Origin of the sequence: Pseudomonas sp. TNT2022 ID1044, assembly GCF_028656895.1 — a bacterium.
Lineage (GTDB): Bacteria > Pseudomonadota > Gammaproteobacteria > Pseudomonadales > Pseudomonadaceae > Aquipseudomonas > Aquipseudomonas reinekei.
Genome location: NZ_JAMDHB010000007.1, coordinates 133240 through 151792, shown reverse-complemented (window position 1 = coordinate 151792; position 18553 = coordinate 133240). Strand labels below are relative to the sequence as shown.

General features: G+C 59.7%; 17 protein-coding genes. 6 read left to right on the top strand and 11 right to left on the bottom strand.

Translation table 11 applies throughout. The features are described 5' to 3' along the window. Positions 1–237: 237 nt before the first annotated feature. From M5G20_RS11030 to M5G20_RS10990, 9 genes are all read right to left on the bottom strand, one after another. Entirely contained in the window at positions 238–1167 is a 930-nt protein-coding gene (locus M5G20_RS11030) for a ketoacyl-ACP synthase III (RefSeq protein ID WP_075948905.1), read from the bottom strand. Between the two features lie 300 nt (positions 1168–1467). Then, complete coding sequence (locus M5G20_RS11025) at positions 1468–3060, bottom strand: flagellar hook-associated protein 3 (RefSeq protein ID WP_273919156.1); 1593 nt, start codon at positions 3058–3060, stop codon at positions 1468–1470. 13 nt (positions 3061–3073) lie between these two features. Beyond that, positions 3074–5086: a flagellar hook-associated protein FlgK gene (gene flgK, locus M5G20_RS11020; RefSeq protein ID WP_273919155.1), complete on the bottom strand. Its 2013-nt coding sequence runs from the start codon at positions 5084–5086 to the stop codon at positions 3074–3076. A 24-nt stretch (positions 5087–5110) separates the two neighbouring features. Beyond that, positions 5111–6400, bottom strand: a complete 1290-nt coding sequence (gene flgJ / locus M5G20_RS11015; protein WP_273919154.1) for a flagellar assembly peptidoglycan hydrolase FlgJ — start codon at positions 6398–6400, stop codon at positions 5111–5113. Between the two features lie 13 nt (positions 6401–6413). Then, complete coding sequence (locus M5G20_RS11010) at positions 6414–7523, bottom strand: flagellar basal body P-ring protein FlgI (RefSeq protein WP_273919153.1); 1110 nt, start codon at positions 7521–7523, stop codon at positions 6414–6416. An 18-nt stretch (positions 7524–7541) separates the two neighbouring features. Continuing rightward, the gene (gene flgH, locus M5G20_RS11005) at positions 7542–8237 is read right to left on the bottom strand and encodes a flagellar basal body L-ring protein FlgH (protein ID WP_075948910.1); all 696 of its coding nucleotides are present in this window, start codon (positions 8235–8237) and stop codon (positions 7542–7544) included. A gap of 53 nt (positions 8238–8290) precedes the next feature. Then, entirely contained in the window at positions 8291–9076 is a 786-nt protein-coding gene (gene flgG, locus M5G20_RS11000) for a flagellar basal-body rod protein FlgG (protein ID WP_008055493.1), read from the bottom strand. 45 nt (positions 9077–9121) lie between these two features. Further along, entirely contained in the window at positions 9122–9862 is a 741-nt protein-coding gene (locus M5G20_RS10995; RefSeq protein ID WP_150734917.1) for a flagellar basal body rod protein FlgF, read from the bottom strand. 250 nt (positions 9863–10112) lie between these two features. Further along, positions 10113–11672, bottom strand: a complete 1560-nt coding sequence (locus M5G20_RS10990) for a sigma-54-dependent transcriptional regulator (protein WP_150734918.1) — start codon at positions 11670–11672, stop codon at positions 10113–10115. A 368-nt stretch (positions 11673–12040) separates the two neighbouring features. Here M5G20_RS10990 and phhA point away from each other — a divergent pair, with 368 nt between their 5' ends. The 6 genes from phhA (at position 12041) to M5G20_RS10960 (ending at position 16449) form a co-directional block, all read left to right on the top strand. Beyond that, positions 12041–12832: a phenylalanine 4-monooxygenase gene (phhA, locus tag M5G20_RS10985; RefSeq protein WP_075948913.1), complete on the top strand. Its 792-nt coding sequence runs from the start codon at positions 12041–12043 to the stop codon at positions 12830–12832. Between the two features lie 104 nt (positions 12833–12936). Continuing rightward, positions 12937–13293 (top strand): 4a-hydroxytetrahydrobiopterin dehydratase, encoded by a 357-nt coding sequence (locus M5G20_RS10980; protein WP_056853042.1) that lies wholly within the window; start codon positions 12937–12939, stop codon positions 13291–13293. Beyond that, positions 13293–14486 (top strand): amino acid aminotransferase, encoded by a 1194-nt coding sequence (locus M5G20_RS10975; RefSeq protein WP_273919152.1) that lies wholly within the window; start codon positions 13293–13295, stop codon positions 14484–14486. Before M5G20_RS10980 ends, M5G20_RS10975 begins: the two co-directional genes overlap by 1 nt. Positions 14487–14759: 273 nt before the next feature. Continuing rightward, positions 14760–14891: a hypothetical protein gene (locus tag M5G20_RS10970; RefSeq protein WP_263597132.1), complete on the top strand. Its 132-nt coding sequence runs from the start codon at positions 14760–14762 to the stop codon at positions 14889–14891. Positions 14892–14964: 73 nt separating this feature from the next. Further along, a complete protein-coding gene (locus M5G20_RS10965; RefSeq protein WP_273919151.1) occupies positions 14965–15150 on the top strand; it encodes a hypothetical protein in 186 nt (61 codons plus the stop codon). Positions 15151–15249: 99 nt separating this feature from the next. After that, positions 15250–16449: an MFS transporter gene (locus M5G20_RS10960; RefSeq protein WP_273919150.1), complete on the top strand. Its 1200-nt coding sequence runs from the start codon at positions 15250–15252 to the stop codon at positions 16447–16449. On the opposite strand, the gene arfB is transcribed toward M5G20_RS10960, so the two are convergent. Together arfB and M5G20_RS10950 are read right to left on the bottom strand one after the other, a co-directional pair. Next, a complete protein-coding gene (arfB, locus tag M5G20_RS10955; protein WP_273919149.1) occupies positions 16446–16859 on the bottom strand; it encodes an alternative ribosome rescue aminoacyl-tRNA hydrolase ArfB in 414 nt (137 codons plus the stop codon). The two genes, M5G20_RS10960 and arfB, sit on opposite strands and share 4 nt — an antisense overlap. Positions 16860–17002: 143 nt before the next feature. Then, positions 17003–18415: an amino acid permease gene (locus M5G20_RS10950; RefSeq protein ID WP_273919148.1), complete on the bottom strand. Its 1413-nt coding sequence runs from the start codon at positions 18413–18415 to the stop codon at positions 17003–17005. Positions 18416–18553: the final 138 nt, after the last annotated feature.

Sequence of the window (18553 nt, the reverse complement as noted above, 5' to 3'; positions counted from 1 at the left end):
GTTGGATGGATACTTCGGCTTCCGGCCCTGACATCCGTCGGGTTTGGCCTAGAGAACCTACGTAATAGTTATCGTCGTGGGACCCGTTTGCTTGAGGGGTTTTTTCGAATTTTTTAATGGCAGCGTGCCAGCCCTTTATTTTCAAGGCTTTACAGACAAAAAATCGGCGCCAGAAAAACGCAAAACGCCCGGCAACGTGGGTTGCCGGGCGTTTTTTTGTGCCTGCGTTTGGGTTGATCAGCCGCGATAAAGAATCGCCGATCCCCACGAAAGGCCCACGCCAAAGCCGCTGATCGCCACGCGCGTCCATTTGGAATCGAATACGTGGTTCTGCAACAGCAGTGGAATGCTCGATGAAACCGTGTTGCCGGTTTCGAGCATGTCCTTGACGAACTTCTCCGGCTCGCCTTCTTCGAAACGACGCGCCACGGCATCGACGATGGCCGCGCTGCCCTGGTGAATGCAGAAAGCATCGATGTCGCCAGCTTGCAGATTCGACTCGTCCAGCAGCTCATGCAAATGCGCCGGGACTTTGAGCAAGGCAAAGTTGAACACCTGGCGGCCATTCATGAAGAACACACCGTCGGTGACTTTCAGGTGCGGCGCGCCGGAACCGTCGGTACCGAACTTCGACTTGCCCAGCTGCCAGACAGCGTTTTCGCCCATCCAGGTCGCGGTGGCGGCATCGCCGAACAGCATCGTGGTGTTGCGGTCTTCCGGGTCGACGATCTTCGAATACGGGTCAGCGGTGATCAGCAGGCCGTTTTTCAGCCCCGCCGCTTCCATGAAGCCTTTGATCGCGTAGATGCCGTACACGTAGCCGGAACAGCCGAGGGAAATATCGAAAGCGGCAACGTGGGTCGGCAGGCCCAACTTGTCCTGAACGATCGCAGCGGTGTGCGGCAGCCCTTCTTCATCACCGTTCTGGGTGACGACGATCAGGCAGTCGATGGATTCACGCTTGAGCGCTGGACTGGCGGCGAACAGCGCGTTGGCGGCTTCGACACACAGGTCGGACGTTTCCTGATCGGCATCCATGCGCGGCAGAAAAGCCGAACCGATCTTGCCAAGGATGAAGGTTTCATCCTTGTCGAACTTTGCACCCTGGGCGTAGTTATCAACCCCGGTTGCCGGCACGTAACTCGCAATATTTTTTATGCCAATCATTATGGCTTCCCAATAATAAACAGCTGAACATCGCCGCTCGCTGAATCGAGGGCGTCTACAGTCAGGGCCTGGCATCGTCGGCGCTCAAGCAAACGCCTTGAACAGTCCGCCACCTTTCACCGCCCGCAGACAGGATACAGTGAAGATGCGCGTTTTGACTGACGGGTCACTCAGAGATCGGTGCTTTATTTGATTTTATGGTCCAGATCCCGCCTCTTCAGCTCCGCCACCGGCTGAAAAAAAAGCAAAAAAAAGCCAGCCCCCTATGACAGGGACTGGCCGCGAGCGGTCAAGACCGACTCAAAGCTTGTTGAACAGGCTCAACTGGGAAACCTTGGCGAACGCCAGTTGCGCGGCGTTCAGCATGGTTTGCTGCAAGGTCAGGCGTGTCAGCACTTCGGCCGGGTCGGTATTCTTGATCGCGTTGCCCGACGATTCGTTGATCAGACCGGAGCTCGTATTCTGGTCTGCCTGCATATCCATCACATTACCCCGTGCACCGATCGCGCCGCGCGCCAGGTCGACCTGGTTTTTCGAGTTATTCAGGTTGGCAATGGCTGAAGCAACGGTGTCTTCCAGAAAACGTTGGGCGACAGGGTTGCCTTGGGTTGGCGCATCAAGCGCCGAACGCAGCTGACTAATAGTATCGAGTACGTTCTGGGTCTGGTGGGTATTGACCGCGATATCAAATTGATCGCCTGCCGCTGGCGTAGGCGGTGTACCACCCAAAGTGAAGCTCACACCAGCCGCGGTCGCCACGCCAGCCACCACAGTCCCGGTGGTGACCGGAGTGCTGGTGCTGGTCAAAGGGCGGGTATAGAGCTCGAAGGTCCCGGGCCCCGTGAACTTCAGCACCGCTCCGCCTTCCGGGAAGAAGCTCTGGTAATCGGCAGCATTGGTCACCGCGGTCTGGGTGATGATCGCTGTCGAGGCATTACCCGGGGCACGATTGGCGACGAAGCTGTCCGGCTTGGCCGCCAACTGGAAGCTGTGACCGGCGATCACCGCATCAGCGGAAGCCGAGTCAGCCGGAGTGTCGCCAGCCTGGAAAGTGATGTCCAGCTTGAAGGTCACGCCACGGAAGTTGACGTCGGAACCACCCTTGACATTCGGATCAAACTTGCCGCCACCGGTTGCCTCAGCCGTCACGTCATTACCCAGAGCATCGGTAATCACAAACTGCGTACTGCTGGTGAACGCCATGGTGTAAGGCTGGCCGTTGCGGAAACTCGCATCGAAGGCCGGGCCGGAACTGACCAGACCCGGGGACAAGTCAACCCGCCCGTCATTGACGGCCGGCGCAGTCATGGTGGTGGTGCTGCGAGCGGCGTTGATCGCCTGCTGGAAAACTTCCCAACCGGTATCGTTCAGCCCCAGGGACATCGAATCGCCGATCTTCAATTCCAGCTGGGTCTGGTCGCCCTGATAGCTGTAAGTGCCGTCACTATTGCGCACGAACGGCTGAGTGTTATTGCTGGCACCGGAGAAAATGAACTTGCCGTTGGCGTCCTTGCTGTTCATCAGGCTCAGCAATTGCTCTTCGGACTGTTTGAGTTCAGCGGCGATGGACTTGCGATCATCGTCGTTCAACGAACCACCACCCGCCCGAATCGCCAACTCGCTGACTTTTTGCAGCACATTATTGATGCTGTCCAGCACGCTTTCTTCCTGCGCCTGGGCGGTGCCCAGCGCGCTGATGTTGGTGGTGTACTGACCCAGCATGGCTTTCTGCTGCTCAAGTTGCAGAAGACGGGCCGCACCGACAGGATCATCCGCCGCCGTTTCGAGCTTGACGCCGCTACTGGCCTGCTCGGCCGTCTTCATCACATTCTGGAGGTTGCGAGAATAGTTGGCGGCCGTCGTGGCGTAATACTGTGCGGTAGAAATGCGCATGTTCTACGGCTCCTTAAAGGGCATTGATCAGGGTGCTGAAAATTTCCTGCGCAGTCTTGATGATCTGCGAAGAGGCCGTGTAGTACTGCTGGTATTTGGTCAGGTTGCCCGCCTCTTCATCGAGGTCGACGCCCGACAGCGAGTCACGGGCATTGCGCGCACCGGTCAGAATGGTGTCGGTGGCCGTGCCATCCAGCTGAGCTTGCTTGGTGAGGGAACCCACGGTCGTCACCAGACCACCATAAGCTTCAGTAAAACTCACGCCCGGGCTGGTGGCGCTGGCGCCGATCGTAGCCTTGGTTTGCAGGGCGAGCAGCGACTGCGCGTTGCGGTTGTCGGTGCTGTCGGCCGCCGTCATGGCAATGTTGAAACTGTCGCCCGAGGCTGGGCTACCGCTGACCGTCATTGCCACATTGAAGGTTTTGGCGTTGCCGCCGGCATCGGTGTAAGGCACGGCAATGTTCAGGTCGTTGTTCTGACCGGGGACGATGTTGCCCGTACCAATGCTGTTGCCCTTGGAGTCGAACACTTCATACGCCGTGGCGCTGGTCATCAGCATGCGAACAGGCATCGAAGCCTTGACCGCCGTCTGCACTTCCAGGCGCTGGACCGGATCGTAGATATCCAGAGACGTTGTCAGGTTCGGCTGGCTGACAGCACCGGTACCGTCATTGCCCGACGCTTTGGTCGACGTCAGTGGCGCGGACGTGGCCAGGGTCTTGGTGTCGGTCATGACCGTGGTCATGTCGGCGGCAGAGCTGCGGGTCGGGGTGATCTTGAACGAATCGCCGACGGCCACGGTGCCCGAATTGATGCTCAGGCTGAAACCATCGATAACCGGATCGGCGGCAGGCGGTGTCGCAAAAGCGAAGTTGCCCATGTCGGAGTTATCCGACAGGCGACGCACGTTGTAACCGGTCGCGGTGATGGTCACCTGATAATCACTGGCCGCCAGTTTGCTGGTGTCCTTGATGGTGACGTTCAGGTTACCGGATGCCGGGTTGTTGCCGGCGTTGGCGATGCTGCGCTCGCTGATGGCTTTCAAGCTGTTGATGTTGTTGAACAGATTCGCGCCGAAGTTGCCGTTCTGATCCAGGCCCTGGCCCAACTGCTTGTTGACCTGATCGGCCACGACCATGGCGATGCGACCCAGGCCATTGACGGCTGGCGTCAGCACTTCGTTGCGATAACGCACCAGACCGCCCATCTCGCCGCCGCTCATCACCGACGTGATATCCACCGACGAGCCATTGCGATCCATGATGATCGCGGAACGAGTGGGATCGGCAGGATCCGGCGCCACGCGCAATGTGTTGACCGTATCACCGACCACCAGTGGCTGGCCGCTGCCCAGATAGATATCGAGGCGGCCTTCGGTTTCAGTCACCTGAGTACCGACCAGCTCGTTGAGCTGGCGAATGGTTTCGTTGCGCTGGTCCAGCAGTTCGTTGGGGGTGCCACCCGAACCGCTGACTTCGGCGATTTTTTTGTTGTAGGCCGCGACGGTCGACGCCAGTTTGTTGACCTGTTCGGCCATCGAGCCCAACTGATCGTTGATGTACGACCCCTGCTGTTTCAACTGCTGGGAGATCGCGTTGAAGCGGCTGCTCAGGCCCTGAGCATTGGTCAACAATGCCTGGCGTGCGGCGTTGTCGTTGGAGTTGCCGGCCAGGGTCTGCAAGGACGCGAAGAACGATTGCAAGGTCTTGGTCACACCGGTGCCGCTGTCGGACAGCAACTTGTCGACCTGGGTCGCCTGTCCCAGATAGGCCTGGGCATCGCTGTTGAGTGAGGTAGTGGTCTGCAACTGCGCATCGAGGTAGCTGTTGTACACCCGACGCACATCGGCCAGCGTAGTACCGGTGCCAATGAACACATTGCCGTGCTGAATAGAATTTTTGCTGTTCTGCACGGTTTGTTGGCGCGAGTACCCGACGGTATCGACGTTGGAAATGTTATTACCGGTAGTCACCAACGAAGCGTGGCTAGCGGACAAACCCGACATTCCGATGTTGAGCAAACTCATGGTTCAGACCTTATGACCTTATGCCTATAAAGGCGTGGTGGAAACGCCCGCCGCAGCGTAGTTCTGGTAACTCGTCATCTGCTTGGCTATCTGCGAAATCTTGCTTGCGTAGTCCGGGTCGGTTGCGTAACCGGCCTTTTGCAACTCGCGTACAAACTGTTCTGGGTTATCGGCCGACTTCACGACATCTTGATAGCGATTATTCGTCTGCAACAACGTCACAAGGTCATGGAAACTGTCCTTGTAAGAGGCATAGGAACGGAACTCGGCCGTCTCCTTGACCATCTCGCCATTTCGGAATTCGCTGGTGATCGCTCGCGCCGAATCCCCCTTCCAACTGCTGCTGGCCTTGATGCCGAACAGGTTGTGACTGCTGCTGCCGTCCTGGGCGCGCATGACCGATTTGCCCCAGCCGGTTTCCAGGGCAGCCTGGGCCACCAGGTAACGCGGATCGACACCAATGCGCTCGGCCGCTTCCTTGGCCATCGGCAGCATGGTGTTGACGAATTCGTCTGCTGAGCTGAACGCTTTTTTCGCTGGCGCCAGTGGAATCTGCGCGATGGCGCGACCGTGAATCTGCAAGCCGCCGTTCGCTGCCGCCTGCGCATTGGCCAACCAGTCACCGTTATACAAAGGCCCGGTACCGGAGATAACGGTGCGCTCCGGCAATGCCGTCTTGTTGACGGCCGCACTCGCCGTCGCTGTCGGCGTGGCGGAAGGCACCAGACCGGCGAGCAAGCGATCAGCCAGTTTCGGTGGCAATGCCAGGCGCCGCTGATTGATCAATGCCATGTCATTGATGTGAGCACCCTCGCCTGTCGGTGCACTGACCGAGCGTGAAGCCCACAACGGACGCTGACCGTTGACTCGCGACAGCGGCCCGTTGACCGCCACCGTGCCCGCCGCGATCGGCGTATGCGCAGCGGCTTTCGCAGCCTCCTGCTTGGCAGCGGACAACGTCGCCGCTTCACCAGGCGCCAGCGGTTTGTTCTTCGACATCTGTCGCATCAGCACGTCCGCGAGCCCGATGCCACCGCCCTCGCGGGACATGGAAACGGCCAGTTGCTGGTCGTACATTTCCTGATACTGCTTGGCCTCGGCGGTGTTGAGCGGGTTGTCCTTGCCCAGCGCTTCGGTGGCCGAGCGCATGGACTTGAGCATCTCGCCGAGGAACAGCGATTCGAATTCCTGCGCCACTTTGCGCATGTTGGCGTCACTGTTCTTGTCGCCGACCTTGAGCTGGTTCAGTCGGTTCAGGTCGGAAAACGCACCCGAATCGCTGCTGCTGACCCGCCCACTCTTGAACATGTCCATAGGATCGCCGTCCTTAAATCACGATCAGGTCGGCTTGCAACGCGCCGGCCTGCTTCAGAGCTTCGAGGATGGCCATCAGGTCACCCGGCGCTGCGCCGACCTGGTTCACCGCACGGACGATTTCGTCGAGGGTGGTGCCCGGGCCGAACTTGAACATCGGCTTGGCTTCCTGCTCGGCGTTGACCCGCGAGCGCGGCACCACGGCGGTCTGGCCATTGGACAGAGGGCCGGGCTGGCTGACGATCGGGTCTTCGGTGATGGTCACGGTGAGGCTGCCATGAGTGACGGCGGCCGGGGAAACCTTGACGTTCTGACCGATCACGATGGTGCCGGTACGGGAGTTGATGATGACTTTCGCCACCGCCTGGCCCGGATCGATTTCGAGGTTTTCGAGGATCGACAGATAGTCGACACGCTGGCTCGGATCGAGCGGCGCAGTCACGCGGATCGACCCGCCGTCGATGGCTTGCGCCACGCCAGGGCCGAGCATGTCGTTGATCTTGTCGACGATGCGCTTGGCCGTGGTGAAGTCGGATCGATTGAGGTTCAGGGTCAGGCTGTTGCCCTGGTTGAAACCGCTCGGCACGGCTCGTTCAACCGACGCACCGCCAGGGATGCGACCGGCCGACGGAACGTTGACCGTGATTTTCGAACCGTCGCGGCCTTCGGCATCGAAACCGCCCACCACCAGGTTACCCTGGGCCACCGCATAGACGTTGCCGTCGATACCCTTGAGCGGCGTCAGCAGCAAGGTGCCACCACGCAGGCTCTTGGAGTTACCGATGGACGCTACGGTAATGTCGATCTGCTGTCCCGGTTTGGCGAACGCCGGCAGGTCGGCACTGATCGACACCGCCGCGACGTTCTTCAACTGCACGTTGCCCGAACCCGGCGGCACCTTGATGCCGAATTGCGAAAGCATGTTGTTGAAGGTTTGCAGGGTGAACGGGGTTTGCGTCGTCTGGTCACCGGTGCCGTTAAGCCCGACCACCAGGCCGTAGCCGATCAATTGGTTGGAACGCACGCCGGAAATGCTGGCGATGTCCTTCAGCCGCTCGGCTTGAGCGCTGAAGGATGCGGACAGCATCAGGGCAGCCACCATCAGGTGTCTAAAGTTCAACATGCTCAACTGGAAAGCCACCTAGAAAGGGAACAGCGGGCTGAGGAAGAAACGGTCGAACCAGCCTGGCTGACTCGCATCGGCAAACGAACCGGTGCCCGAATAGGTGATGCGCGCATCGGCGACACGGGTCGACGACACGGTGTTGTCGGTGGAGATATCGTCAGCGCGCACCAGCCCGGCAATTCGCACCAGTTCATCACCGGTGTTCAGCGTCATCCACTTCTCGCCACGTACCGCGATGATGCCGTTGGGCAACACGTCAGCCACGGTCACGGTGATCGAACCGGTCAGGGTGTTGCCCTGCGCGGCCTTGCTGTCACCTTTGGTCGAGCGGTCGCCTTCGTAGCCGGCGTCGAGGCTCAGGTCGCCACTGCCGAACGGGTTGTTGGTGCTGGGGGTGGAGCCGAACAGCGAGCTCAGGCCGATGCTGGCCTTGCTGTTCTTGCCAATTTGCGAGTTGGCGTTTTTGCTGGCCTGGGTCCTCTCGTTCAGCGTGATGGTGATGATGTCACCCACGCGAAACGCCTTGCGGTCGCTATAGAGGTTCTGCTCGAAACCGGCCTGGTAGATCGAACCGTTGTTCGCCGCAGCCGGCAACGGCGTGCGCGGCAACACCGGGGCGTAGTAAGGATCATTGGGCTTGGGTGTCGGACCGACACAGCCGGCGAGCACAGTGATCCCACTCAATGCCAGAACAGAAACGAAGCGATTCATGACCCTTACCTCACGGTGTTGCAGGCGGTCGCATGACCGCCTCATAGACTTGATTACAGATTCTGCGTTACGAACGAGAGCATCTGGTCGGCGGTGGAGATCACCTTGGAGTTCATCTCGTAGGCGCGCTGAGTGGTGATCATGTTGACCATCTCTTCAACGGTGCTGACGTTGGACGTTTCAAGAGTGTTCTGCAGGGTGGTACCGAAACCGGCCAGGCCCGGGGTACCGACTTGCGGTGCACCACTGGCGGCCGTTTCCAGGAACAGGTTGTTACCCACCGCTTGCAGGCCGGCCGGGTTGATGAAGTCGGCAGTTTGCAGGTTGCCGATCACCTGGGAAGCCGGGTTGCCGGCGACGGTGATGGACACGGTGCCGTCCTTGCCGACGGTGAAGGTCTGGGCGTCGTTCGGAATGACAATCGCCGGTTCCAGGGCAAAGCCGCTGGCGTTGACGATCTGGCCGTTGGAGTCCAGGTGGAAGGTACCGTCGCGGGTATAGGACGTGGTGCCGTCCGGTTGCAGGATCTGGAAGAAACCGCGACCGTCGATGGCCATGTCCAGCGGCTGCTCGGTGGTTTGCAGGCTGCCGGCGTTGAAGTTCTTCTGCGTGCCGACAATGCGCACACCGGTACCCAGTTGCAGGCCCGACGGCAGTTCGCTGTCCTGGGTCGACTGGGCGCCTGGCTGACGCTTGATCTGATAGAGCAAGTCCTGGAACTCGGCGCGGTCACGTTTGAAACCCGTGGTCGACACGTTGGCCAGGTTGTTGGAAATGGTGGTCAGGTTGGTGTCCTGGGCGGACAGACCGGTTTTGGCAACCCATAGAGCCGGAAGCATTCGATTCTCCTCGTGCGCCTGTTTTACGGCGCGACGTTCTGGTAATTAGCTGATCTGCAAGACCCGAGCCATGGCCTGGTCGTCTTCTTTGGCGGTGTTCATCATCTTGATGTGCAGTTCGAACTGCTTGGCCAAGGCCAGTACCGAGGTCATTTCGTCCACGGCGTTGACGTTGCTCGACTCAAGAAAACCGGACACCAGTTTGACGTTGGCATCGGCTTGCGCCGGCCTGCCGTCCTTGGTGTGGATCGAACCGTCCAGGCCCTTGGTCATGTTCTTGAAGTCCGGGTTGACCAGCTTGATGCGGTCAACTTCCGCCATCACTCGCGGGCCTTCACCCATCGCACGGATGCTGATGGTGCCGTCCTCGCCGACTTCGATCTGCTGCTCGGGCGGCACGGCAATCGGGCCGCCGTTGCCGATCACCGGCATGCCGTTGCCGGCACGCAGCACGCCCAACGCGTCAACCACCAGGCTGCCGGTGCGCACGTAGCTTTCGCCGCCATCGGGGTTCTGCACCGCCAGCCAGCCGTTGCCTTGCACGGCGACATCGAGGTCGCGGCCGGTTTGCACCAGCGAGCCGGGAGAGAAGTCGGTGGCCGGGCGTTCGGACATGGCAAACGCACGCGCCGGAAAGCTGTCGCCGAACACCGGCATCGAACGCGCCTGCTCCAGGTCTTTCTGGAAGCCGTTGGTGGAGATGTTCGCGAGGTTGTTGGCATGAGCCTTCTGCGCCAGTGCATTCTGGCTGGCGCCGGTCATTGCCACATAAAGGTACTTGTCCACAATCTTTCCTCTGCCTGCCGGACGTTTGCCGCCCACTGCTGTACTGACGAGGGCATAAGCAATTTGCAGACCAACTTGTTTTTCACGGCGCGAGGCCCGGCAAACAAAGGACTTGAGGGGATTGAGCGGGATTGGGGGGTTTGTATCAGAGACGAAAAACCGGCGGTGTTATGCCGGTAAGTGGCAAGGCTTGACCAGTTGAAGCAACACAAACACCCGTGGTGAGAGAGCTTGCTCCCTCACCACAGAGTCAGGTGTTGTCTTTGCCGACCTCATAATCACGCAACTTGTTGGCAATGGTGGTATGAGAAACCCCCAACCGCTTACCCAACTGCCGACTGCTCGGGTGCTCGGAGTACAACCGCTCCAGCACCGCTTTCTCGAAGCGTCCGACAATCTCGTCGAGCCCGCCCTCCAGCGAGAAATCGCCAAGCGGCTGACGCACGCCGTAGTCCGGCAGACGAATGTGCTCGGCCTTGACCGTCCCGCCCTCGCACAGGGAAACCGCCTGAAACAGCACGTTTTCCAGCTGCCGAACGTTGCCCGGCCAATGGTAATGACTGAGGCGATCCATGGCCGCTGGCGCCAGTTTCGGCAGCGGGCAACCGATCTGCCGACTGGCCTGATCGAGGAAATGCTCCACCAGCGGCGTCAAACCATCGAGGCATTCGCGCAGCGGCGGAATGTGCAGCGACAGCACGTTCAAGCGGTGATAAAGGTCCTGGCGAAACTCGCCGCGCGCGCACAACTCGGACAAGTCGACCTGGGTCGCGCAGATCACCCGCACATCCAGATACACCTCTTCATCACTGCCGACACGACGGAAGCATCCGTCCTGCAAGAAGCGAAGCAGTTTCACCTGCAAGCGCGGGCTCATTTCCCCGACGCCATCGAGAAACAACGTACCGCCCGCCGTCAGCTCCAACAGCCCGAGCTTGCCCTCGGCCCGCGCCCCTTCGAAGGCACCGGGGCCATAACCGAACAATTCCGTCTCGGCCATGGACTCCGGCAAGCCGGCGCAATTGAGCGCCATCAACGGCGACTGCCCGCGCGGACTCGCCAAGTGGCAGGCACGCGCCAACAGTTCTTTGCCAGTACCGGTTTCACCTTCTATGAGTAGCGGCGCATCCAGTGGCGCCATCCGCCGCGCTTCGCGCACCACCGCCGCCATCACTTTCGAACTTTGAAAGATGCTGTCGAAACCGCGCAACTCCTGCTTGCGTACGTTATAGATGCGCTCACCCACCCGGTCGGCGCGGTGCAGCGTCAGCACGGCACCGGCCATGGCTTCGCTGTCGTCATGCTCCGATTGCAGCGGCGCGATGTCGGCCAGGAACACGTCGCCCTTGACCTTGACCCGCAACCCGTTGATTCGCGATTTATTGGCGCGCACCAGTTCCGGCAAGTCGAAATCCTCGGCGTAGCGCGACAACGGCATCCCTGGCACTTCATCGACCCGCACACCCAGCAACTGCGCCGCCGCCCGGTTGGCCGCCACGATGGAGCCACCCATGTCGATCGACAGCACCGGAAACTCCAGGGCGCCAAGCAACGCATTGAGTTCCATGTGCCGACGCTCGCTGGGCATCAGCCCTACACGCTTGACGCCAAATACCCCGCCAATTGCTTCGAATTTCGGACGCAACGCCTGGAACTGAATGTTGATCAGGTTCGGGCAGTGCAGGTAGATGGCGTTGCCATGCTCACCGCCCACTTCACCGCGAGCGACGTTGATGCCGTACTCCACCAACAGGTTGAGAATGTCGCGAAGGATGCCGATGCGGTTTTGGCAGTGGACTTTGATACGCATATGAAAGACCTGATAAACGATGATTGACCTGTGGGAGCCAGCCTGCTGGCGATGGCATCGCATCAGGCAATATTGATGTTGAATGACTCGCCGCTATCGCCAGCAGGCTGGCTCCCACAGGTTTAGCCCGACTTTTCTGTCGAGACACGCAGATAGTCGTCAAGATTATGTGACAGGCACGGCGGATTTCAAACCCGAAAATCTCAGCATCTACGCGATGACCGCCCATTCGTAACGAAAATTTTACGGATATCAGCGAATTTTCCTACGCACACCTCGAACCACCTGCTGCACGAACGCAATCCTTGGGGTATTCCTAGGTCCATAGCAGCACATAACAAGAACGAATCCCCTAGCAGGAGAGCAGCATGAAGCAGACGCAATACGTGGCTCGCGAGCCCGATGCGCAAGGTTTTATCGACTACCCCGCCGAGGAACACGCGGTGTGGAACACGCTGATCACTCGCCAACTGAAAGTGATCGAAGGGCGTGCGTGCCAGGAGTACCTGGACGGTATCGAAAAACTCGGTCTGCCCCACGACCGCATTCCGCAATTGGGCGAGATCAACAAGGTCCTCGGTGAAACCACCGGTTGGCAGGTCGCCCGCGTGCCGGCACTGATCCCCTTCCAGACCTTTTTTGAATTGCTCGCCAGCAAGCAGTTTCCGGTGGCCACCTTCATTCGTACCCGCGAAGAGCTGGATTACCTGCAAGAGCCGGATATTTTCCACGAGATCTTCGGCCACTGCCCACTGCTGACCAACCCTTGGTTCGCCGAATTCACCCACACCTACGGCAAACTTGGCCTGCAGGCGTCCAAGGAAGAACGCGTGTACCTGGCGCGTCTGTACTGGATGACCATCGAGTTCGGCCTGGTCGATACTCCGCAAGGCCAGCGTATCTACGGCGGCGGCATTCTGTCCTCGCCGAAAGAAACCGTTTACTGCCTGTCGGACGAGCCTGAGCATCAGCCGTTCGATCCGCTGGAATGCATGCGCACGCCGTACCGCATCGACATCCTGCAACCTCTGTATTTCGCACTGCCGAACCTCAAGCGTCTGTTCGATCTCGCCCACGAAGACATCATGGGCATGGTCAAGCAAGCGATGCAGATGGGTCTGCACGCACCGAAATTTCCGCCAAAACCAAAAGCTGCGTGAACCGCGACTTTTAAGATCAAGTGAGCCTGTCGTAAACCCACGCTTTGCATTAGCGTGGTGCTACTGACGGCCGATTTCCCAACATTCGATTTCAGGAATACATCATGACCGCACTCACCCAAGCCCATTGCGAAGCCTGCCGCGCCGATGCTCCACAAGTCAGCGACGAAGAATTGCCGATCCTGATCAAGCAGATCCCGGATTGGAACATCGAAGTCCGCGACGGCATCATGCAGCTGGAAAAGATTTTCCTGTTCAAGAACTTCAAGCACGCCCTGGCGTTCACCAACGCCGTCGGTGAAATCTCCGAGGCCGAAGGTCACCACCCGGGCCTGCTGACCGAGTGGGGCAAAGTCACCGTGACCTGGTGGAGCCATTCGATCAAAGGCCTGCACCGCAACGACTTCATCATGGCCGCGCGCACTGACATCGTTGCCAAGGACGCCGAGGGCCGCAAGTAATGCACTTCGACGCCATTGGCCGCGTGCCCGGCGACCCGATCCTGGGCCTGATGGAGGCCTATGCGCAGGACCCGAACCCGCGCAAGTTCGACCTTGGCGTGGGTGTCTATAAAGACGCCCAAGGCCTGACGCCCATTCCGCAGTCGGTGAAACTGGCCGAGGCGCGTCTGGTGGAGCGTCAAACCACCAAGACTTACATCGGCGGTCACGGCGAACCTGCATTTGGCAAAGCGATCAACGAATTGGTGCTTGGCGCCGACTCGACGTTGATCGCGCAACAGCGGGCCGGCGCCACCCAGACCCCGGGCGGCACTGGCGCGCTGCGCCTGAGCGCCGACTTCATTGCCCAGTGCCTGCCCGGCCGTGGCGTGTGGTTGAGCAATCCGACCTGGCCGATCCACGAAACGATTTTCGCGGCGGCCAAGGTCAAGGTCAGCCACTACCCGTACGTGGGCAGTGACAACCGTCTGGATGTCGACGCGATGCTCGCGGTGCTCAACGAAGCACCCAAGGGCGACGTGGTGTTGCTGCACGCCTGCTGCCACAACCCGACCGGCTTCGACTTGTCCCACGACGATTGGCGCCGGGTGCTCGAAGTCGTGCGCAAACGTCAACTGCTGCCGCTGATCGACTTCGCCTACCAGGGCTTCGGCGATGGTCTGGAGCAGGACGCCTGGTCGACCCGGTTGTTCGCCGCTGAGTTGCCGGAAGTGCTGATCACCAGTTCCTGCTCGAAGAACTTCGGCCTGTACCGCGACCGCACCGGCGCGCTGATTGTCTGCGCGAAAACCGCCGACAAGCTCACCGATATCCGCAGCCAATTGGCCAACATCGCCCGCAACTTGTGGTCGACGCCGCCGGACCATGGCGCTGCCGTCGTGGCAACCATCCTCGGCGACCCGGAGCTCAAACGCCTGTGGGCCGACGAAGTGGAAGCCATGCGCCTGCGTATCGCCCAACTGCGCAGCGGCCTGGTCGAGGCACTCGAGCCCCACGGTTTGCGCGAGCGATTTGCCCACATTGGCGTGCAGCGCGGGATGTTCTCCTATACCGGCCTGTCGCCGGAGCAAGTGAAGAACCTGCGCGATCATCATAGCGTGTACATGGTCAGCTCGGGCCGGGCCAACGTGGCGGGGATTGATGCCACGCGCCTGGATTTGCTGGCCGAGGCGATTGCCAGCGTCTGCAAGTAACCTTCAGGCCCGGCAAGCCCCTGTGGGAGCGAGCCTGCTCGCGAATGCGATCTATCAGTGAACTTCACCGCTGAATGACACTCCGCTTTCGCGAGCAGGCTCGCTCCCCCATTTGTTTTGGGTCGCTCCTCCAGTCATGTCTAGACAATCCCATCCGTCGAAACAGATGGATATAAAAGTCCGATTGTCATTTTTACTGCTGTATCCTGCCCAGGCTTTTTTAAAAGCGCGGATCTACCAGATCTATCAACAGACTTAGCGAGGAGCGCAACCATGCACGAGATTCCTAATCTCCCCTTCCCAAGCCTGCACGTACCTGAGCAGACGACCACGCAACAAGCCGGTGCCCAACAGCCCGAGCCCAAAGAAGCACCTGACAGCCGCCAGGCTGACAGCGAAGACTGAAACACCCGCCGTACAGACCGTGTGGAAAGCGCTAACATGCGCTTTCCACACTGCCTGAAACGAGCCCTTAGCCATGACCGATGAATTTAGCGAAGCCCAGGCCAGCGTCCTGATCGGTACCGCCGAGAAAATGATCGAGATCTGGAATCGCCTCCCTCCCGAGAAACAAGCCGCTTTGCTGGCCCGCTTCGGCACGCAAGAAAATGCCTTGGCCGCACTGGTCACAACGCAACTGGTAGCCCCTGCCAAGCCCGAGTGACACCGCCCGGCAAATAGTTTTACTTTTTCACAACCCACGACAGCCAGCACCGCTATCATAAGCAGCCTATCTATCCTGCTTTACCGTGGACCTTTACCCATGCCTGAAAACCAGCGCCCCATGGCGGTCACGCTGCAAGTTGTATCCATCGTCCTTTTCACTTTTATCGGCTATCTGAACATCGGCATTCCTTTGGCCGTATTGCCCGGTTATGTCCACAGCGACCTGGGTTTCGGCGCGGTGATCGCGGGTCTGGTCATCAGCGTGCAATACCTGGCCACCCTGCTCAGCCGCCCGTACGCCGGCAAGATCATCGACAACAAAGGCAGCAAGCTGGCAGTCATGTATGGCCTGGCCGGTTGTGGCTTGAGTGGTGTGTTCATGCTGATTTCAGCCTGGACCCAAAGCCTGCCGATGCTCAGCCTGATCAGCCTGTTGATCGGCCGCCTGGTCCTCGGCAGCGCCGAAAGCCTGGTGGGGTCCGGTTCGATTGGCTGGGGCATCGGCCGGGTGGGCGCGGCGAATACCGCCAAGGTCATCTCATGGAACGGCATCGCCAGCTATGGCGCACTGGCGATCGGTGCGCCGCTGGGTGTTTTGCTGGTCAGCAAAATGGGCTTGTGGAGCATGGGCGTGAGTATCGTGCTGCTGGCCGTTTTTGGCCTGCTGCTGGCCTGGCCGAAAACCGCCGCGCCGATCGTTGTCGGCGAGCGCTTGCCTTTCATGCATGTGCTTGGCCGAGTGTTGCCCCACGGCTGTGGCCTGGCCTTGGGCTCCATCGGGTTCGGCACCATCGCCACGTTCATCACCCTGTATTACGCCACACAGCACTGGGACAACGCGGTGCTGTGCCTGAGCCTGTTTGGCGCCAGCTTCATCGGCGCGCGCCTGTTGTTCGGCAACCTGATCAACCGCCTCGGCGGCTTTCGCGTGGCGATTGCCTGTTTGTCGGTGGAAACCCTGGGCCTGTTGCTGCTGTGGTTGGCACCGGACGCGCACTGGGCGCTGGCAGGTGCGGCATTGAGCGGTTTCGGTTTCTCGCTGGTGTTCCCGGCGCTGGGGGTGGAAGCGGTCAACCTCGTACCCGCCTCCAGCCGTGGCGCTGCGGTGGGGGCTTATTCGCTGTTCATCGACCTGTCGCTGGGGATCACCGGACCACTGGCCGGTGCGATTGCCGCCGGGTTCGGCTTTGCTTCGATCTTCCTGTTCGCCGCACTGGCGGCACTCAGCGGCCTGGCGCTCAGCGTGTACTTGTACCGTCAGGCACCGAAGCAGCGTGAAACCCGCGACACGCGTTAGAAGTCGACCTTGCCGCGCCCGGCCTTGATATTGCCGCGCTTGCTTTTGGATTCGAGCCGCCGCGTCTTTGAACCGAGTGTCGGCTTGGTCGGGCGGCGTTTCTTTTCGACCTTGGTGGCGCTCTGGATCAGGTCGACCAAACGCTCCAGGGCATCGGCGCGGTTCTGCTCCTGGGTCCGGTATTGCTGGGCCTTGATGATCAGCACGCCATCGCTGGTGATGCGGCTGTCGCGCAGCGCCAGCAGCCGTTCCTTGTAGAACTCGGGCAAGGACGAGGCCGGAATGTCGAAGCGCAGGTGCACGGCGCTCGACACCTTGTTGACGTTCTGCCCACCCGCGCCCTGGGCACGAATGGCGGTCAGCTCGATCTCGGCATCCGGCAGATGCACATTGTTGGAAATCACCAGCATGGAAAAGCGTCCGTATTCAGAACGTGCAGGATACCGCGAATGACATCACCACTGTGGGAGCGAGCCTGCTCGCGATGGCGTCTGTGTGATCCTTGAAAACAACAAACCCGGCACATGGCCGGGTTTGTTGTTTGTGCGGAGAATTACTCCACAGCGGCTTGCATTGCACGCTGTGCACTGCGCTTGTTCTTGATGTTGTAGCAGACCCACATGAACACGACCCACACCGGAATCGCATATACCGATATCTGAATCCCCGGGATCAACAGCATCACGCCAAGGATGAACACCACGAACGCCAGGCAGACGTAGTTCCCGTACGGGTACCACAGGGCCTTGAACAGCGGCGTTTGTTTGGTCTTGTTCATGTGCTGGCGGAACTTGAAGTGCGAGAAGCTGATCATCGCCCAGTTGATCACCAGGGTCGCAACCACCAGCGACATCAGCAGTTCCAACGCGCTGTGCGGAATCAGGTAGTTCAGCAGAACCGCGATCAACGTCACCGCAGCCGAAGCCAGGATCGAACGTACCGGCACGCCGCGCTTGTCGATCTTCGCCAGCGCTTTCGGCGCATCGCCCTGCTCGGCCATGCCCAGCAGCATCCGGCTGTTGCAGTAGGTGCCGCTGTTGTACACCGACAACGCCGCGGTCAGGACCACAAAGTTGAGGATGTGCGCGGCGGTGTTGCTGCCCAGCATCGAGAACACCTGCACGAACGGGCTGCCGCTGTAGGAATCACCGGAGGCGTTCAGTGTGGTCAGCAGACTGTCCCAAGGCGTCAACGACAGCAGGATGACCAGTGCACCGATGTAGAAAATCAGGATCCGGTAGATCACCTGGTTGATGGCTTTCGGGATCACGGTTTTCGGCTTGTCGGCTTCGGCTGCGGTGAAACCGAGCATTTCCAGGCCGCCGAAGGAGAACATGATGATCGCCATGGCCATCACCAGACCACTGATGCCATTGGGGAAGAAGCCGCCGTGGGTCCACAGGTTGCTGACCGCCGCTTGCGGGCCGCCGTTACCGCTGACCAACAGGTAGCTGCCCAGGCCGATCATGCCGACAATCGCCACGACCTTGATGATCGCAAACCAGAACTCGGCTTCGCCAAACACTTTGACGTTGGCCAGGTTGATCACATTGATCAGCAGGAAGAAGGCAGCGGCGGAAGCCCAGGTCGGGATGTCCGGTGCCCAGTAGTGGATGTATTTGCCGACCGCGGTCAGCTCGGACATGCCTACCAGAATGTACAGGATCCAGCAGTTCCAGCCCGACAGAAACCCGGCAAAACCGCCCCAGTACTTGTGCGCGAAGTGGCTGAAGGAACCAGCCACCGGCTCTTCGACAATCATTTCGCCCAGTTGGCGCATGATCATGAAGGCAATGAAGCCGCAAATGGCGTAGCCGAGAATCATCGATGGGCCGGCGGATTTCAGTACCCCGGCCGAGCCGAGGAACAAACCGGTACCGATCGCGCCACCGAGGGCGATCAGTTGAATGTGGCGATTTTTCAGGCCGCGTTTCAGCTCGCCTGAATGCGAGTTTTGTCCACTCATGAAAAGGGTCTCACGCAAGGTTTGATGATGTTCAGAAGACGTTGCTGCTCAAGAAAGGCGTTAAGCGGCACCGATCAAACCCCAGCGCAGGCACCAGGAGTTCAGCGTATTTACAACGGTCATGCGTCACCTGTTTGT

Bases quoted from the DNA above. Each gene is read 5' to 3' on its own strand.
- M5G20_RS11030 (WP_075948905.1), bottom strand. From the start codon at position 1,167: ATGATTGGCATAAAAAATATTGCGAGTTACGTGCCGGCAACCGGGGTT.
- M5G20_RS11025 (WP_273919156.1), bottom strand. From the start codon at position 3,060: ATGCGCATTTCTACCGCACAGTATTACGCCACGACGGCCGCCAACTAT.
- flgK (WP_273919155.1), bottom strand. From the start codon at position 5,086: ATGAGTTTGCTCAACATCGGAATGTCGGGTTTGTCCGCTAGCCACGCT.
- flgJ (WP_273919154.1), bottom strand. From the start codon at position 6,400: ATGGACATGTTCAAGAGTGGGCGGGTCAGCAGCAGCGATTCGGGTGCG.
- M5G20_RS11010 (WP_273919153.1), bottom strand. From the start codon at position 7,523: ATGTTGAACTTTAGACACCTGATGGTGGCTGCCCTGATGCTGTCCGCA.
- flgH (WP_075948910.1), bottom strand. From the start codon at position 8,237: ATGAATCGCTTCGTTTCTGTTCTGGCATTGAGTGGGATCACTGTGCTC.
- flgG (WP_008055493.1), bottom strand. From the start codon at position 9,076: ATGCTTCCGGCTCTATGGGTTGCCAAAACCGGTCTGTCCGCCCAGGAC.
- M5G20_RS10990 (WP_150734918.1), bottom strand. From the start codon at position 11,672: ATGCGTATCAAAGTCCACTGCCAAAACCGCATCGGCATCCTTCGCGAC.
- phhA (WP_075948913.1), top strand. From the start codon at position 12,041: ATGAAGCAGACGCAATACGTGGCTCGCGAGCCCGATGCGCAAGGTTTT.
- M5G20_RS10980 (WP_056853042.1), top strand. From the start codon at position 12,937: ATGACCGCACTCACCCAAGCCCATTGCGAAGCCTGCCGCGCCGATGCT.
- M5G20_RS10975 (WP_273919152.1), top strand. From the start codon at position 13,293: ATGCACTTCGACGCCATTGGCCGCGTGCCCGGCGACCCGATCCTGGGC.
- M5G20_RS10970 (WP_263597132.1), top strand. From the start codon at position 14,760: ATGCACGAGATTCCTAATCTCCCCTTCCCAAGCCTGCACGTACCTGAG.
- M5G20_RS10965 (WP_273919151.1), top strand. From the start codon at position 14,965: ATGACCGATGAATTTAGCGAAGCCCAGGCCAGCGTCCTGATCGGTACC.
- M5G20_RS10960 (WP_273919150.1), top strand. From the start codon at position 15,250: ATGCCTGAAAACCAGCGCCCCATGGCGGTCACGCTGCAAGTTGTATCC.
- arfB (WP_273919149.1), bottom strand. From the start codon at position 16,859: ATGCTGGTGATTTCCAACAATGTGCATCTGCCGGATGCCGAGATCGAG.
- M5G20_RS10950 (WP_273919148.1), bottom strand. From the start codon at position 18,415: ATGAGTGGACAAAACTCGCATTCAGGCGAGCTGAAACGCGGCCTGAAA.